At 62.3% G+C, this 15,636-nt stretch carries 14 protein-coding genes; 3 read left to right on the forward strand and 11 right to left on the reverse strand.

Translation table 11 applies throughout. The annotated features are described in order from the left end of the window. Nucleotides 1-25: 25 nt before the first annotated feature. The 6 genes from FJ548_RS22990 to urtA all read right to left on the reverse strand — a co-directional run bounded on the left by FJ548_RS22990 (nt 26) and on the right by urtA (nt 6,257). Entirely contained in the window at nt 26-202 is a 177-nt protein-coding gene (locus FJ548_RS22990) for a hypothetical protein (protein WP_140607062.1), read from the reverse strand. A 265-nt stretch (nt 203-467) separates the two neighbouring features. After that, the gene (gene urtE / locus FJ548_RS22995) at nt 468-1,163 is read right to left on the reverse strand and encodes an urea ABC transporter ATP-binding subunit UrtE (protein ID WP_140607063.1); all 696 of its coding nucleotides are present in this window, start codon (nt 1,161-1,163) and stop codon (nt 468-470) included. A 69-nt stretch (nt 1,164-1,232) separates the two neighbouring features. Beyond that, nucleotides 1,233-1,979, reverse strand: a complete 747-nt coding sequence (urtD, locus tag FJ548_RS23000; protein ID WP_140607064.1) for an urea ABC transporter ATP-binding protein UrtD — start codon at nt 1,977-1,979, stop codon at nt 1,233-1,235. A gap of 2 nt (nt 1,980-1,981) precedes the next feature. Next, nucleotides 1,982-3,217 carry an urea ABC transporter permease subunit UrtC gene (gene urtC, locus FJ548_RS23005; RefSeq protein ID WP_140607065.1) on the reverse strand — a complete coding sequence of 412 codons (1,236 nt, stop codon included), beginning with the start codon at nt 3,215-3,217 and terminating at the stop codon, nt 1,982-1,984. Beyond that, nucleotides 3,214-4,830, reverse strand: a complete 1,617-nt coding sequence (gene urtB, locus FJ548_RS23010) for an urea ABC transporter permease subunit UrtB (protein ID WP_140779040.1) — start codon at nt 4,828-4,830, stop codon at nt 3,214-3,216. The genes urtC and urtB overlap by 4 nt, the downstream gene beginning before the upstream one ends. 116 nt (nt 4,831-4,946) lie before the next feature. Continuing rightward, entirely contained in the window at nt 4,947-6,257 is a 1,311-nt protein-coding gene (urtA, locus tag FJ548_RS23015) for an urea ABC transporter substrate-binding protein (RefSeq protein WP_140607067.1), read from the reverse strand. Between the two features lie 312 nt (nt 6,258-6,569). Between urtA and FJ548_RS23020 the strand changes: the two genes are divergently transcribed. Both FJ548_RS23020 and FJ548_RS23025 read left to right on the forward strand, forming a co-directional pair. After that, nucleotides 6,570-6,977 carry a hypothetical protein gene (locus FJ548_RS23020; RefSeq protein ID WP_140607068.1) on the forward strand — a complete coding sequence of 136 codons (408 nt, stop codon included), beginning with the start codon at nt 6,570-6,572 and terminating at the stop codon, nt 6,975-6,977. A 114-nt stretch (nt 6,978-7,091) separates the two neighbouring features. Next, on the forward strand, nt 7,092-9,005 hold the full coding sequence (locus tag FJ548_RS23025; RefSeq protein WP_140779041.1) for a PhoX family phosphatase: 1,914 nt from the start codon (nt 7,092-7,094) through the stop codon (nt 9,003-9,005). A gap of 70 nt (nt 9,006-9,075) precedes the next feature. On the opposite strand, the gene FJ548_RS23030 is transcribed toward FJ548_RS23025, so the two are convergent. From FJ548_RS23030 to FJ548_RS23040, 3 genes are all read right to left on the reverse strand, one after another. Further along, entirely contained in the window at nt 9,076-10,647 is a 1,572-nt protein-coding gene (locus FJ548_RS23030; protein ID WP_140692994.1) for a GMC family oxidoreductase, read from the reverse strand. 45 nt (nt 10,648-10,692) lie between these two features. Beyond that, the gene (locus tag FJ548_RS23035) at nt 10,693-11,223 is read right to left on the reverse strand and encodes a gluconate 2-dehydrogenase subunit 3 family protein (RefSeq protein WP_140779042.1); all 531 of its coding nucleotides are present in this window, start codon (nt 11,221-11,223) and stop codon (nt 10,693-10,695) included. A 76-nt stretch (nt 11,224-11,299) separates the two neighbouring features. Then, entirely contained in the window at nt 11,300-11,695 is a 396-nt protein-coding gene (locus FJ548_RS23040; protein WP_140779043.1) for a VOC family protein, read from the reverse strand. A gap of 233 nt (nt 11,696-11,928) precedes the next feature. Here FJ548_RS23040 and FJ548_RS23045 point away from each other — a divergent pair, with 233 nt between their 5' ends. Next, a complete protein-coding gene (locus tag FJ548_RS23045; RefSeq protein ID WP_140779044.1) occupies nt 11,929-12,231 on the forward strand; it encodes a ribbon-helix-helix domain-containing protein in 303 nt (100 codons plus the stop codon). On the opposite strand, the gene FJ548_RS23050 is transcribed toward FJ548_RS23045, so the two are convergent. Then, a complete protein-coding gene (locus FJ548_RS23050) occupies nt 12,228-12,941 on the reverse strand; it encodes a DeoD-type purine-nucleoside phosphorylase (protein ID WP_140779045.1) in 714 nt (237 codons plus the stop codon). The genes FJ548_RS23045 and FJ548_RS23050 overlap by 4 nt on opposite strands. Before the next feature lie 85 nt (nt 12,942-13,026). Next, nucleotides 13,027-15,603, reverse strand: coding sequence for a PAS domain-containing sensor histidine kinase (locus tag FJ548_RS23055; RefSeq protein WP_140693002.1), 2,577 nt, complete (start codon nt 15,601-15,603; stop codon nt 13,027-13,029). Nucleotides 15,604-15,636: the final 33 nt, after the last annotated feature.

Consider the following 15,636-nt stretch of genomic DNA (forward strand, 5'->3'; position numbering starts at 1 on the left):
ATTGTTGGGCGGGCGAAAGCGGCCCTTATGCCGCCATCACGATTTCATTGAAGGCGTCGAGGTCGACATAGAAGACCTTGGTGATCTCCTCGATCAGATCGTCGTAGTCGCAGCCCTGTGACCTCAGGATGTTAATGGCGGCGATGATGTCGACACGCTCTGTAAGCCGCCTCTTCTGGTAATCTTCGACGAAACGTTGCATGGCCGTCCCTTAGCCTGTGTGCCCAAACGCGTTGAACGACAATCAGATCACAGGAGGCTAGGAAGCCTTGCTTGCGTGGAACTTGCGCGGCCTTCGCCGCCCCTCGATCTGCGACAACCAGACTGATACGGAAGCGGCCGACTCACAAAAGCCAAGAAAAGACTAGCATGCAGCCCATGCCGCGCCAGAGATGCGGACGGCTCGAAGGTAGAAATATCGAACTTGCCAGGGACTTTGGACCGTCACCTGAAGAACAATGCTGATTCTAGACCGTCAGGAATTTGCGAACATCAGCCCGGTCCAGATCCTCCGCCGGGCCGGTGTGGACGATCCGGCCACGATCCATGATGTTGACCTCGTCGGCGAGTTCGCGGCAGAAGTCGAGATACTGTTCAACCAGCAGCACCGCGATGCCGGCCTGGTCGCGCAGGTAGCGGATGGCCCGGCCGATGTCCTTGATGATTGACGGCTGGATGCCCTCCGTCGGCTCATCCAGCACCAAAAGCTTCGGCCGCATCACCAGCGCGCGGCCGATCGCCAATTGCTGCTGCTGGCCACCGGAAAGATCGCCGCCGCGGCGGCCGAGCATCTGCTTCAGCACCGGAAAGAGTTCGAAGACATGGGCCGGCACGTCGCGGTCGGCGCGCTTGAGCGGCGCAAACCCGGATTCGAGATTCTCCCGTACGCTGAGCAGCGGAAAAATCTCCCTGCCCTGCGGTACGAATGCGATGCCCGACCGGGCGCGGTCATACGCCGCGCTCCGGTCGAGCGCCTTCCCCTCGAAGGCAACGCTTCCGCTCGTCAGCCGGTGATGGCCGACGATCGATCTCATCAAACTGGTCTTGCCGACGCCGTTGCGGCCGAGCACGCAAGTGATCTTGCCGGCGCCTACCTTCAGCGACACGCCGCGCAGCGCCTGGGCGGCGCCGTAGTGAAGCGTGGCATCGGAGACTTCGAGCATGTCAGCGCCGTTTCCAGAATCGGAGAAACGACAGATCGAAGCGATGGAATGGAACCCGCCAATGCATGTTCATCTCCCCAGATACACTTCCACGACGCGCTCGTCGGCCGACACGAAATCGAGTGTGCCTTCGGAGAGCACCGAACCCTCATGCAGGCAGGTAACCTTGACGCCGAGTTCGCGCACGAAATGCATGTCGTGCTCGACGACGATGACCGAATGGTCGCGCGCGATATCCTTGAGCAGCCGCGCGGTCTCCTCGGTCTCGGCGTCGGTCATTCCGGCCACCGGCTCGTCGACCAGAAGCAGCTTTGGGTCCTGCGCCAGCAGCATCCCGATCTCCAGCCACTGCTTTTGCCCGTGGCTGAGATTGGCGGCGAGCACGTCGCGTTTATCACCGAGCCGGATGACGCCGAGGATGTCGTCGATCCGCCGCGTCTCGGCCGCTGAGCGGCGATGAAACAGCGCCGGGAAGATCGAGCGCGGCCCTTTCAGGGCCAGCATCAGGTTTTCCTCGATCGTGTGGCTTTCGAAGACGGTCGGCTTCTGGAATTTGCGGCCGATGCCCATCATGGCGATTTCAGCCTCGTCATGTCTGGTCAGGTCCACCCGGCCGTCGAAGAAGACTTCACCTTCATCGGGCCGTGTCTTGCCGGTGACGATGTCCATCATTGTCGTCTTGCCGGCTCCGTTGGGGCCGATGATGGCGCGCATCTCGCCCTTGTCGAGCACCAGCGACAGGCTGTTGATGGCGCGAAAACCGTCGAAGGAGACCGAGACGCCGTCCAGGTAGAGAATTGTGTTCGATTTGCTCATGGTTACTCCGCCGCCTGCGGCTCGGGGTCGGACCAGGACCATTCGCCTGGATTCCTGGCCGGCGAGCGGGCGAGCTTCGAGGTCGCCAGCGCGACTCCAGCCTCGACTCCGGCTTCCTTGGCGATGGATGCCGCGCGCAACGCCTTCGCATCGCTGCGCCAGGAGTCCCACATGCCGATAATGCCCTTGGGCAACAGCAGCGTAACCGCGACGAACAGACCGCCGAGCGCGAACAGCCACAGTTCGGGCAGGACGCCGGTGAACCAGGATTTGCCGGCATTGACCAGCAGCGCGCCGATGATCGGTCCGACGATGGTGCCGCGCCCGCCGACGGCGGCCCAAATCACCACCTCGATCGAATTGGACGGTTCGAACTCGCCGGGATTGATGATGCCGACCTGCGGCACGTAGAGCGCGCCAGCAATGCCGGCCATGACAGCCGATACGGTGAAGGCGAACAGTTTTACATTCTCCGCCCGCCAGCCGAGGAAACGCGTGCGGCTCTCGGCGTCGCGCACGGCCATCAGGAGCTTGCCGTATTTGGAGCCGACGATCGCCCAGGTGATGTAGATGGCGAGCGCCAGGATCACGGCGCTGGCCGCGAACAACGCCGAGCGCGTGGCGTCGGCTTGCACGTTGAAGCCCAGGATGTCCTTGAAGTCGGTCAGGCCGTTGTTACCGCCAAACCCCATGTCGTTTCGGAAGAAGGCGAGCAGCAACGCGTATGTCATCGCCTGGGTGATGATGGAGAGATAGACGCCGGTGACGCGGCTGCGGAAAGCGAACCAGCCGAAGATGAAGGCGAGCAGGCCGGGCACCGCCAATACCATGAGGGCGGCGAACCAGAAATGATCGAAACCGGTCCAGAACCACGGCAATTCCTTGTAATTCAGGAACACCATGAAATCAGGCAGGACAGGGTTGCCATAGACGCCGCGCGAGCCGATCTGGCGCATCAGATACATGCCCATCGCATAGCCGCCGAGCGCGAAGAAGGCGCCGTGGCCGAGCGAAAGGATGCCGCAATACCCCCAGACCAGGTCGAGCGAGAGCGCCAGCAGCGCGTAGCAAAGATACTTGCCTGTCAGCGCGACGATGTAGGACGGAATATAGAAGGCGCTCGCCGGAAAAACGGCAAGGTTGAGCAGTGGCACGATGGCGGCCACCGCCAGCAGGACGAAAATGGTGATGGCGATGCGTCGCTCGGCGCCCGCGGCGAAGAAGCGTCCTGACATCATGCTTCCACCGCCCTGCCCTTGAGGGCGAACAGCCCGCGCGGGCGCTTCTGGATGAACAGGATGATCAGCACCAGCACGACGATCTTGCCGAGCACGGCGCCGGCATAGGGTTCGAGCACCTTGTTGACGATGCCCAGCGAAAAAGCGCCGACCAGGGTGCCCCACAGATTGCCGACGCCGCCGAAGACAACGACCATGAAACTGTCGATGATGTAGCCGCGGCCGAGATTGGGCGAGACGTTGTCGATCTGGCTGAGGGCCACGCCTGCGATGCCGGCGATGCCTGAGCCGAGCGCAAAGGTCAGCGCGTCGACCCATGGCGTCCTGATGCCCATGGAAGCGGCCATGCGCCGGTTGGCGGTGACGGCGCGCATCTGCAGGCCCCAGGGCGTGCGCTTCATCACGTAGAACAGCACGGCGAAGACGCTGAGCGCGAAAACCAGAATCCACAGGCGGTTCCAGGTGATGGCCAGTTGTCCAAAATCGAACGAGCCCGACATCCAGGAGGGGTTGCCGACCTCCTGGTTTGTCGGCCCGAAGATCGAACGCACGGCCTGCTGCAGGATAAGCGACACGCCCCACGTCGCCAGCAGCGTCTCCAGCGGTCGGCCATAGAGGAAGCGGATGACGCCGCGCTCGATGGCGAGGCCGACGAGAGCGGCGACCAAAAAGGCAAGCGGCAGCGCGATCACCAGCGACCAGTCGAACAGTCCGGGAAAGGATGTGCGGATCACTTGCTGGACGACGAAGGTGGTGTAGGCGCCGAGCATCACCATCTCGCCATGCGCCATGTTGATGACGCCCATGACGCCGAAGGTGATGGCGAGCCCGATCGCGGCGAGCAGCAACACCGAGCCCATCGAAATGCCGTACCAGATGTTCTGGGCGGCATCCCACAATGCAAGCGTCGAATTGATGTTGGCGATCGCCGCCGTCGCCGCTTGCCTGACCGCTTCCGAGGCATTTGCATCCACCGAGGTCAGCAACGACACCGGGTCGAGGTCACCGCGCGCGCCGATCAGCGCGATAGCCGCCAGCTTGTCGGCATCCGGGCGGTCGGAGACAAGAACCGATGCGGCGCGGGCCTGTTCGAACAGCGCCTTGACGCTGGCAACGGTCTCATTGGCGATCGCCGTGTCGAGTGGCTCGATATTGGCTGCGTCAGGTGTCTTGAACATGGTGCCGGCGGCGGCCAGGCGCACGGCCGGATTCTTGGCGCCGAGCGTCAGCGTGCCCAAGGCGTCACGGATCACACGGCGAAGCGTGTTGTTGACCTTGATCTTGGTGATGTCGTCCTTGCCGGCCTCACCTGACGCGTCGCCGCTCAGCGGATCGAAAAGCTCGATACTTCCGGCGGTTTCCTTGCCGGTGAACACCAGGGAGTCGGCCTTGCGGATGTAAAGACTACCGTCGGCAAGCGCGGCAAGCGGCCGTGCGACTACCGGGTCGGCGGTGGCCGCCAGTTCATGGACGACGGCGCCCGTCTCCGAAAAACCTTTGGCCGTGGCGAATTTGGCGATGGTGGCGCGCAGATCGGCTTCGTCGGCATGCGACGGCGAAAATATCGTCAGCAGCAACAACAGCGTCAGGCCAATCATGCGCATCGCGGTCATCGGAATAGGGTCAATCCCAAGGGTTGATGTTGCGCCCGGACGGACTGGAGGAATAAGTCCGCCCGGGCTGCGGTCTCGGGTCGCGGACCACTCCGCGACCCGACAGACCGGGAGGATCAGTTCGTGCCCTTGCCGCCGCACTTGCCTGTGGCGACATTGAAGTTGCCGCAGGACAAGGGCGCGCGCCAATCGGAAATCAGGTCCTTGGAGTCAGGGAGGTAATCGGACCATTCATCGCCCATCACCAGGCCAGGTGTGCGCGACACCGTCTCGAACTGCCCGTCGGCCTGGATTTCGCCGATCAGCACCGGCTTGGTGATGTGGTGGTTCGGCATCATGGTCGAATAGCCGCCGGTCAGGTTCGGCACCGATACGCCGACCATGGCGTCGATAACCTTGTCAGGATCGGTGGTACCGGCCTTTTCGACTGCCTTCACCCACATGTTGAAGCCGATATAATGGGCTTCCATCGGGTCGTTGGTGGTGCGCCTGTCGCTCTTGATGAACTTGTGCCAGTCGGCGATGAACTTCTTGTTCTCGGGCGTGTCGACGCTCTCGAAGTAGTTCCAGGCCGCGAGATGGCCGACCAGCGGCGCAGTGTCGAGACCGGCCAGTTCTTCCTCGCCGACCGAGAACGCCATGACGGGGATGTCCTCCGCCTTGATGCCCTGGTTGCCGAGCTCCTTGTAGAACGGCACGTTGGCGTCGCCGTTGACGGTCGAAACGACGGCCGTCTTCTTGCCGGCCGAACCGAACTTCTTGATCGCCGAGACCTCGGTCTGCCAATCGGAGAAGCCGAACGGCGTGTAGTTGACCATGATGTCTTCCGCCGCGACGCCCTTGGCCTTCAGATAGGCTTCGAGAATCTTGTTGGTGGTGCGTGGGTAGACATAGTCGGTGCCTTCGAGCACCCAGCGCTTCACCAAGCCGCCATCCTCGCTCATCAGATAGTCGACGGCTGGAATGGCCTGCTGGTTCGGTGCGGCGCCGGTGTAGAACACGTTGCGCTCGCTCTCCTCGCCTTCATACTGGACGGGGTAGAACAGGATGTTGTCGAGCTCGGAGAACACTGGCAGCACCGATTTGCGCGACACCGAGGTCCAGCAGCCGAACACCGCCGCCACCTTGTCCTTGGAAATCAGCTCACGCGCCTTCTCGGCGAACAGTGGCCAGTTGGAAGCCGGATCGACGACGACGGCCTCAAGTTTTTTGCCGAGCAGGCCACCCTTGGCGTTCTGCTCGTCGATGAGCATCAGCATGGCGTCCTTCAGCGTCGTCTCCGAAATCGCCATTGTCCCTGACAGCGAATGGAGGATGCCGACCTTGATCGTGTCGTCGGCGGCCCTGGCGGGAACCGACATCAACAGGCCAGCGGCCACCACGCTCGCCGAAAACATTTTTGTTATTGTCGAGAAACTACCCCTCATGCTGAACACTCCCAAGCTGGTTGATTGCACTGAAACAACGCGATGCAACCTACATGCCAACCGCGAATGGGATGTCCGAAAAAGCGAAATAGCCAAACATTGTCAGCCGCTTATTACATCAGACCAAACAAAACAAAGAGAGCCGAAAAAATTTGAGTGAGGGAAATTTGCGCAGCGCACAAGGCAAATTGCCTAATTTTAGCTCAAATTTATCTGATGCCTATATTTTGACCTTTGTGAACGGATCACCGCTGACAAATGTTGCGGCCCGACGCGAAAATGGGGCAAGCTCGACTTCAGACAGGCAACGTCATGGCATCCAGCATTTCACGCATATTCATCGGAATATTACTTCTGGCGGTGGGAACCGGAGCCGCGCGGGCCGACTTCAGCGGCGGCAGGATGCCCGACGGCACCTATCACTGCGAAGTTTATCTGCTCGGCATGTTCCTCAACCTGGGCGTCATCACCATCAAGGGAAATGTCTACACCGGCCCTGTCACCTTCGGCGCCGTCCAACAGGGCTATAACTACCAGATGGACGCAAACGGTGTGATCTCCTGGTTGGGACCGCTCGGCGGCTACACCACCGGTGGCAATTCCCTGTCCCTGACCCAGGCAACCCTGGATGGCCAGAACCCGCCCTCCTTCGATATCATCATGAAGCAGCCGGACGGGGCCTTCACCGCCTCGACCTGCACCAGGGGCGGCAGCCAATAGCCCGTCCTGGTGACGGCCCTCGCCGCGAGGCGAGCTTTCTCTCATGTCATCTGGATGTTGCCGAAGCTGGATAGGCAGCTTTGCGCCGTCACATCCACCTCGAGAGGCAGACACATGGCCGATTCCCCGTCCTCATCCTCCCCCGTCATTCGCGATGTCATCGCCGAGCGCGTTTCGCGCCGTACTCTCCTGAAGGGCAGCCTCGCATCTGGCGCCCTGGTCGCCGGCGGCGGCTTTGTCGGCTCGTTGTTTGCCGGCGAAACACATGCCGCCGCCGCCCTTTCCACCCTCGGTTTTCCCGAACTGAACCGAGTCTATGGCAAGACCCACGCCGCAGCCGACGGCTATGAAACGACGATCGTCGCACGCTGGGGCGATCCGCTTGTCGCGGGCCTGCCGGATTTCGACGGCAATACGATCGCGGCCGACGAACAGGAAAGGCGCTTCGGCTACAATTGCGACTACATCGCCTTCATGCCGCTGCCCAAGGGATCTGTGAACTCCGACCACGGCTTGCTTTGCGTCAACAACGAATACATCTCGCCGAACGTGATGTTCCCCGGCATGACCGAGGACGGCGCCGGCAAGGCGATGAGCAAGGAACAGGTCGATCTCGGGCTGGCGGCGATGGGGCATTCGATCGTCGAGGTCATGCTCAAGGACGGCAAGTGGCAAACCATCGACGATAGCCCGCTTAACCGCCGCATCACCGCCAACACCGAAATGACCGTCTCCGGCCCCGTGGCTGGCCATGCGCTGATGAAGACCTCAGCCGATGCGACCGGCACCAAGGTGCTCGGCACCAGCTATAATTGCAGCGGCGGCGTTACCCCATGGGGGACGGTGCTGACCTGCGAGGAGGGCGTTTCCGATCTGTTCGGCGGCGATCCAAAGAAGGCCCCTACAGCAGGCATTCTCGGCCGTTACGGCTTTGACGGCTCCGACATTTACGGCCGCGGTCGCTTTCACGACCGCTTCAACATCGACAAGGAACCGAACGAAACCAACCGCTTCGACTGGGTGGTCGAGATCGACCCCTACGACCCCAAGTCCAAACCGGTGAAGCGCACGGCCCTTGGCCGCATGTCGCACGAGGCCTCTACGGTCGTCGTCAACAAGGATGGCCGCATCGTCGTCTACATGGGTGACGACGATTATTTCGAATATATGTACCGCTACGTCTCGAACAAGGCTTATGACAAGGCGAACCCCGCTTCGAGCAACGGCCTTCTGGACGATGGCGTGCTTTCGGTCGCTCGTTACGATGCCGATGGCACCATGACATGGCTGCCGCTGATCCATGGCCAGGGCAAGCTCACCGTCGATAACGGTTTTGCCGACCAGGCGGAGGTGCTGCTGAAAACACGGCTGGCCGCCGATGCGCTTGGCGCGACCCCGATGGACCGGCCGGAGGACATCGAGACCAATCCGGTCACCGGCCGCGTCTACGCCGTCATGACTAAGAACAAGAAGCGCGAGGAATCCAAGGTCAATCCAGCCAACACGCGGCCCGAAAACCTCTGGGGCCACATCGTCGAACTGATCCCGCCGGGCGGCCGCGGCAGCGACGCCGACCACACCTCCGACAAATACACCTGGGACCTGTTCGTTCTGTGCGGCAATCCCGGGGATGCCAAGGTCGGCGCCACCTTCCATTCCGACACATCGGACAATGGCTGGTTCGTGTGCCCGGACAACATCACCTTCGACCCCGCCGGCCGTCTCTGGGTAGCGACCGACGGCGCCAACGATTTCGACCTGCCCGACGGCGTCTATGGCATCGACACGGAAGGCCCGGCGCGGGGCCTGCCGAAGCTTTTGTTCACCTGCCCGCATGGCGCGGAAGCGACCGGCCCCTGCTTCACCCCGGATGGCACAACGCTGTTCCTTTCGGTTCAGCATCCATCGGAGGACGCCGAAACGCTCGACAAGGCGCAGTCCCTATGGCCCGATTTCAAGGACGGCCAGCCGCCGCGCCCCTCGGTCATCGCCATCCGCCGCAAGGACGGCCAGCCGGTCGGGGCATAGCCTTCGCAAGCACGAAAAAAGGCGCGGAACCCTCGCGGGTCCCGCGCCAGCAGGCAGTCGGGAGGTGGGACTAGATGCTTCTTGCCGACATCTGGGCGGCGATGTAGTCGGCCTGGCGGATTGCCAGCGACACGATGGTCAGGGTCGGGTTTTCGGCGGCACCCGTGGTGAACTGGCTGCCGTCCGACACGAACAGGTTCTTGATGTCGTGCGTCTGACCATGCTTGTTGACGACGCCATCGGCAGCTTTCTCGCTCATCCGGCTGGTACCGAGATTGTGGGTCGACGGATAGGGCGGCGTCGGGAAGGTGCGCGTGGCGCCGACCGCATCATAAAGCGCCGAGGCCTGCTTGTAGGCATGATCGCGCATCGCCGTGTCGTTTGGATGATCGTCGAAATGCACGTCGGCAATCGGCATGCCGTGTTCGTCCTTCTCATCGGCGTGCAACGTGATGCGGTTCTCCTCGCGTGGCATGTCTTCGCCGACGATCCACAGGCCCGCCATATGATCGTAATGGTCGAGTGCGGTGGTGAAAGAGCGTCCCCACCCGCCGGGGTTCAGGAAAGCCGCCATGAACGGCAGGCCGAGCGACAGCGTCTCGAATTCGTAGCCGCCGACAAAACCGCGTGACGGATCATGGCGGGCCTCGTCGCGGATGATGCCGGCCATGGTGGTGCCGCGATACATGTGCACCGGCTTGTCGAAGATGGCATACACCGAGCCGGTGGTGTGGCGCATGTAATTCTTGCCCACCTCCCCCGACGAGTTGCCAAGCCCATGCGGGAATTTGGCCGACTCGGAGTTGAGCAGCAGGCGCGGGCTCTCGATCGAATTGCCGGCAACGGCGACGATACGGGCTTTCTGCTCCTGCAGCTTGCCGTCCTTGTCGGCGTAGACGACGCCGGTCACCTTGCCCGAAGGATCATGGTTGATCTTGATCACCATCGAGTTCGGCCGCACCTCCAGATGGCCTGTCGCCTCGCCCTTGGGAATCTCGGTGTAGAGCGTCGACCATTTGGCGCCCCATTTGCAGCCTTGGAAGCAGAAGCCTGTCTGCTGGCAGGAATTGCGGTCGTCGCGCTCGACCGAGTTGATCGCCATGTTGCCGGTGTGGCATTCCTTGTAGCCGAGCTTGTCGGCGCCGGCCTTGAGCACCTTGAAGTTGTTGTTGCCCGGCAATCTCGGCCAGCCATTGGTGCCCGTCACACCCATTTTGGCTTCGGCCTTGGCGTAATAAGGCTCCATCTCGGCCAGCGTGACCGGCCAGTCCAAGAGGTTTGCGCCTTCCAGCTTGCCGTAGGTCGACAGCGTCTTGAACTCGTGCTCCTGGAAACGCAGCGACGCGCCCGCCCAGTGCGTGGTCGAACCGCCGACCGACTTGACGATCCAGGCCGGAAGGTTCGGGAAATCCTTCGCCACCCGCCAGTCACCCGACGTCGTGCGCTTGTCCTTCCAGGCGAGTTGGGCGAACGAATCCCATTCGTCGTTGACGAAATCCTCATATTCGTGACGGGCGCCCGCCTCGAGGATGACCACGTCTATGCCCTTCTGTGCCAGCTCGTTGCCGAGCGTGCCGCCGCCGGCGCCGGAGCCGATGATGACGACCACGCCATCGTTCTTCAGATCAAATGATGCTGCCATGGTTTCCTCCCATGAAATCAATTGGATGCGGTTGGGCGAAGCGGCTCAGAGCCACTCGATGTCGTTGAAACCACGCGCGATATAGCCGCCCTTTGAGTAGGATTCGCCCTCGTAGCCGAAGATCGGCCAGAGCTCCTTCTGATTGTAGAGGCTGACCACGAGGCCGCCGCGAACCGCCTGGAAGAAGGGCGAGTTCTCGAGGTCTCTGAGCAGCGCCACGCGCTGCTCTTCCCAGCCAAGCGCACGATAGCCGCCGCTGCCGGCCTTCCTGTCGAGATCGGCGATGCCGTTTTCGATGAGTTCCTTGTGGGCCGGATCCTTGCCGGCCATCTCGTCATGGCCCTTCACCGCGACGGCGTAATACCTGTCCGGGACCTGGTCGTGCGGATAGATGTCGCGCGCCACCTGGATCAGCGTCGCCATCGTCTCCGGCTTCAGCGCCGAGGTTTCCAGCCCCCAGGCGTGTTCCGGGCTGATGACGGCACTGCCGGAAATGATGAGCAAGGCGCCCGCGCCGCCGCGTTTGAGAAGCTCGCGCCGAGACAGGCCGGGCGTCCTCTCATAGATCGTAACCATATGTTCCTCCCTGCTTGCTGTTCGCACCCATAGGTGCCGTTGCTGGCGCCGCGCCGGTCCGCGCGGCCTGTTGTCCCTATTGGAAGCGCCCCCCACGCTGCAGCACCTCGACCTTGTAGCCGTCGGGATCCTCGATGAAGAAAAAGCGGGCGATGAGCGATCCGTCTCGGTCGAACTCGACGATCTTTTTCGGGTTGAGGCCAAGTGCACCGAGGCGATCATGTTCGCCGTCGAGGTCGGCGACCGAAACCGCGAGGTGACCATAGCCGTCGCCGAGCGTGTAGGGTTCCTGCCGCCCCTTGTTGACGGTCAACTCAACTTCGAAAGGCGCATCGGCATTGCTGAGATAGATCAGCGTGAAGGTCTCGAAATCCAGCCGCTGAGCAACTTCCAACCCGAACGCCTTGTTGTAGAAATCGATGGAGCGGTCCTCTTCGAGAACCCGGATCATCGTGTGGATCGCCTTCGCCAAATCAGACTCCGTAGCTTTCGTGCCTGGAGGTTATTATGCGCTCCGGCGAAGAAAGGTGGTGGCAGCCGATTACCACGCATGGGAGTGGAAAACGGGTAGTGTCCAGCCCGTTCTAAGGACGAAAGTCTGATTGCGGTCATCGGCCGTCCGGCCGAAGATGAAACCGCAGGCAGTGCTCAAAAGGCGCCGACGGCTCAGTCAGCGCCCAAGACCAACAAAAACGGGAGATAACGATGTGCAGAGTCTTTGCCGCGCAGGATCCGGAAGGCTACCGCCAGATCAACCGGTCGATCCGTATCGACGGACATTCGACCAGCATTCAGCTCGAGGTGACGTTCTGGGCCTTGCTCGATGAAATCGCGGAAAGCCAGAACCTGACGACGCCGAAATTCATCTCGAAACTCTACGACGAAGCCATCGAGATCAACGGCGAAATCCCCAACTTTGCCTCCATGCTGCGCACCACCTGCGCGCTCTATCTGCGCGGCCACAAGCCCATGGACGAGCGGGTGACGCTGAAGCGGGAAGCGGCTTAGCGCCCTTCCACAGCGATTTCGAGCGCCAGGCGGCTCATGTCGGTGAAAAGCCCCTGGCGTTCGGAATAGTCGGTCAGTTCGCCAGTCTCGATATTGTCGACCACCGTGCAGATCGACAGCGCACGGATCCCGAAATGCCCGGCAATGCGATAAAGCGCGCTGGTTTCCATATCCACCGCCAGGATTCCGGCGGACCGCGCCTCGGCAAACCGGGCGCGGCCATCCGGATGATGGAAGATGTCGCTGCAGACCGTCGGACCGACATGGAGCGCGATGCCGAGTTCAGCAGCTTTGGCCAAAGCATGGACAAGCAGCGCCGGATCCGGGCCGGCGGCTGCGCCGTAGAGACCAAAGATCTGACCGCTTTGGGTATTTTCGGGCCGCGCTGATTGCGAAATGACAAGGCTTCGCAGCTTAACCTCGGCAGTCAGGCCGCCGCAGGTACCGGTGCGGATCAAAGTCCGGACGCCATGATAATCCAACAATTCATGCGCATAGATCAGGAACGACGAAACACCGATGCCCGTCGCCTGGATGCTGACACGCTTGCCTCGATAAAGCCCGGTAAAACCGAGAGCGCCCCGCCTGCGGTTGACGCAACGTGGCCCTTCCAGAAAGGTGTTCGCCATCCATTCGGCGCGCTGCGGGTCGCCCGGCAGCAAGACCGTATCGGCGTAGTCGCCCCTGTCTGCTTCGATGTGTGGCGTCAACAACTGCTCCCCGAGCTCGCCTGGCCCCTTCACCCGCAATCATGGCGTTGTCGGGGCGTTGCGCAAGGCGGATTACGGGAGAACGCTACGACTCCAGCATGTCCTTGACGATCGTTGCCAGTTGCTTGAGCGAGAACGGCTTCGGCAGGAAGCCGAAATGCGCCTCCGCCGGCAGGTTCCTGGCGAACGCGTCCTCGGCGTAGCCGGACACGAAGACGAACTTGATGTCCGGCTGGCGCTTGCGCAGTTCGCCCAGCAGGGTCGGCCCGTCCATCTCCGGCATCACCACGTCCGAAACGACGATGTCGACTTTGCCGCCAAGGGCCTCGAACACTTCCAGCGCCTCGACGCCCGAGGATGCCTCATGCACGGTATAGCCGCGCGAGGTCAGCGCCCGCACGCCGCCCATGCGCACGGCGTCCTCGTCCTCGACCAGCAGCACCGTCGCCGAACCGGACAGGTCCTTGACGCTGTCGGCCGATTTGACCGGCGCCGTGGCCGGCGCTTCGCCGGGTTCGGCCACGTTTTTCGCTTCCGCGACGTGACGCGGCAGGAAGATGCGGAAGGTCGATCCCTTGCCGACCTCGGAATCGCAGAAAATGAAGCCGCCGGTCTGCTTGATGATGCCGTAGACCATGGACAGGCCAAGGCCGGTGCCCTTGCCGACCTCCTTGGTGGTGAAGAACGGCTCGAAGATCTTCTTCAGCACATCAGGCGCGATGCCGCTGCCGGTATCCTCGACTTCGACCACCACATAGTCGGCCGCGGTGAGTTCACGGTAGGGGAAGGTCCTGCACTCCTCGGCGGTCACGTTGCGGGTCCGCACCGTGAGATCGCCGCCGGCCGGCATCGCGTCGCGCGCATTGACAGCCAGGTTGACCACCACCTGCTCGAACTGGCCGATATCCACCTTGACCGGCCACAGGTCGCGGCCGTGGTCGATCTTCAGCTTGATGTCGTTGCCGACCAGACGGGCAAGCAGCATTCTGAGATCGGCGAGCACGTCGGTGAGGTTCAACACTTCCGGCCGCAGCGTCTGTTTGCGCGAGAAGGCCAGCAACTGCCGCACCAGCGAGGCCGCCCGGTTGGCGTTCTGCTTGATGTTCATGATGTCGGGGAATGATGGATCCGACGGCCGGTGATTGGTCAGGAGCAGGTCCGACGCCATGATGATGGCGGTCAGCACATTGTTGAAATCGTGGGCGATGCCGCCGGCGAGCTGGCCGACCGCCTGCATCTTCTGGCTCTGCGCCATCTGCCCTTCGAGCGCCTTCTGTTCGGTCGTCTCGACGGCGTAGACGATGGCCGATTCCTCGGCCCCCTCGCCGCCGGTGCCGTCGGCGACGGCATTGACGTAGAAACGGATGTGGCGCTCTTCATTCCCGGGCAGCACAGTGTCGATCGGGTCGATGTCGGCCTGCCGCTGCCGGGCCTTTTCGAATGCAGCGGCAAAGGCCGGCCGGTCGCGCTCATGGATCACCGTATCGAGGCGCACGCGGCGATCGACGGCGTCCCGGTCGACGACCGAGGAAAACAGCAACAGGAACGGCGCATTGGTGCGCAGGATGCGCCCGTTGGCATCGACGCCTGCGATCGCCATCGGCGTGGAATTGAAGAAGCGGGTGAAGCGCACTTCCGAAGCGCGCAGATCGGCCGAGGCATCCTCGCCCTGCGTGCGGTTGAGCACGATCGTGCGCGTCGGGCCGCCGACGCCTTCCCGGCTGGCTGAAACGCGATGCATGAAGCGCACGGGCAGCGCCTCGCCCGTCATCGTCGTCAGGTCGAGATCGATGACCGCATTGCGCGTCGTGCCGGGGTCGGCCTTGACCGAGCGCACCAGCGCCATGCCGTCGCCGGCAACGATGTCAGGCAAGGTCACGGCGCCGGGCGTAAAGCTGGCGAGATCGATGCCAAGCCACTCCGCGAGCGTGGCGTTGATGTAGGTGACACGGCCGTCCTGGTCGGCGGAAAAGAAGCCGGCCGGGGCGTGGTCAAGGTGATCAATGGCCTTCTGCAGGTCGAGGAAGAAACGCTCCTGTTCTGCTCGCTCCCGCGAAATATCTGCGAGTTGCCAGGCCAGCATGGGCAGCCGCTGGCCCGGAACGCTGAAGGTGCGGGCGCGGGTCCTGTACCAGCGGGCGCCGGGTTCGGCGCCCGGCCTGATCGATTGCGCCAGCCGGAACTCGCCGTCGCCCGGTTGCCCGTCGCGCAGGCCGGATGCCAGCCGGTAAATGGTCATCGAGGCTTCGGGAACATCCGAAAGAAGGCCCTCGACCGTCTTCAGATCGGCGGCCGATGAGGCTCCGGTCATTTCGGCATAGGCACGGTTGGCGTAGACGACACGGCCCTTGGTGTCCGTCACCAGAAGGCCCTGCGACATCGAATCGACGAAAGCCTTGGACAGTTCATCGCCGGTCGAGCGTGGTGTGATCTGCACGAAGCCGATCGCGGTCGCGAACAGGAAGCCGACGCCGATCATCGCCAGCACGCCGAGCATGCCGAGCAGGAAGGGATCGCCGAGACGCTCGCGGAACAGACCGAAGACGATCGCGGCCCCTGTCAGAACGACGATGAAGATGATCAGCCGGGTCACAGCGCCCGGTCGCGTGTTCTGGTCGACGATCGGTACCGGATAGAAATCGCCGCGCGCTTCCTTGGCCATATGCCCCCTGCTCGTGAAGCCGATGTTCCGACA

The sequence above is a fragment of the Mesorhizobium sp. B2-4-17 genome (assembly GCF_006441275.1).
Classification (GTDB): Bacteria; Pseudomonadota; Alphaproteobacteria; order Rhizobiales; family Rhizobiaceae; genus Mesorhizobium.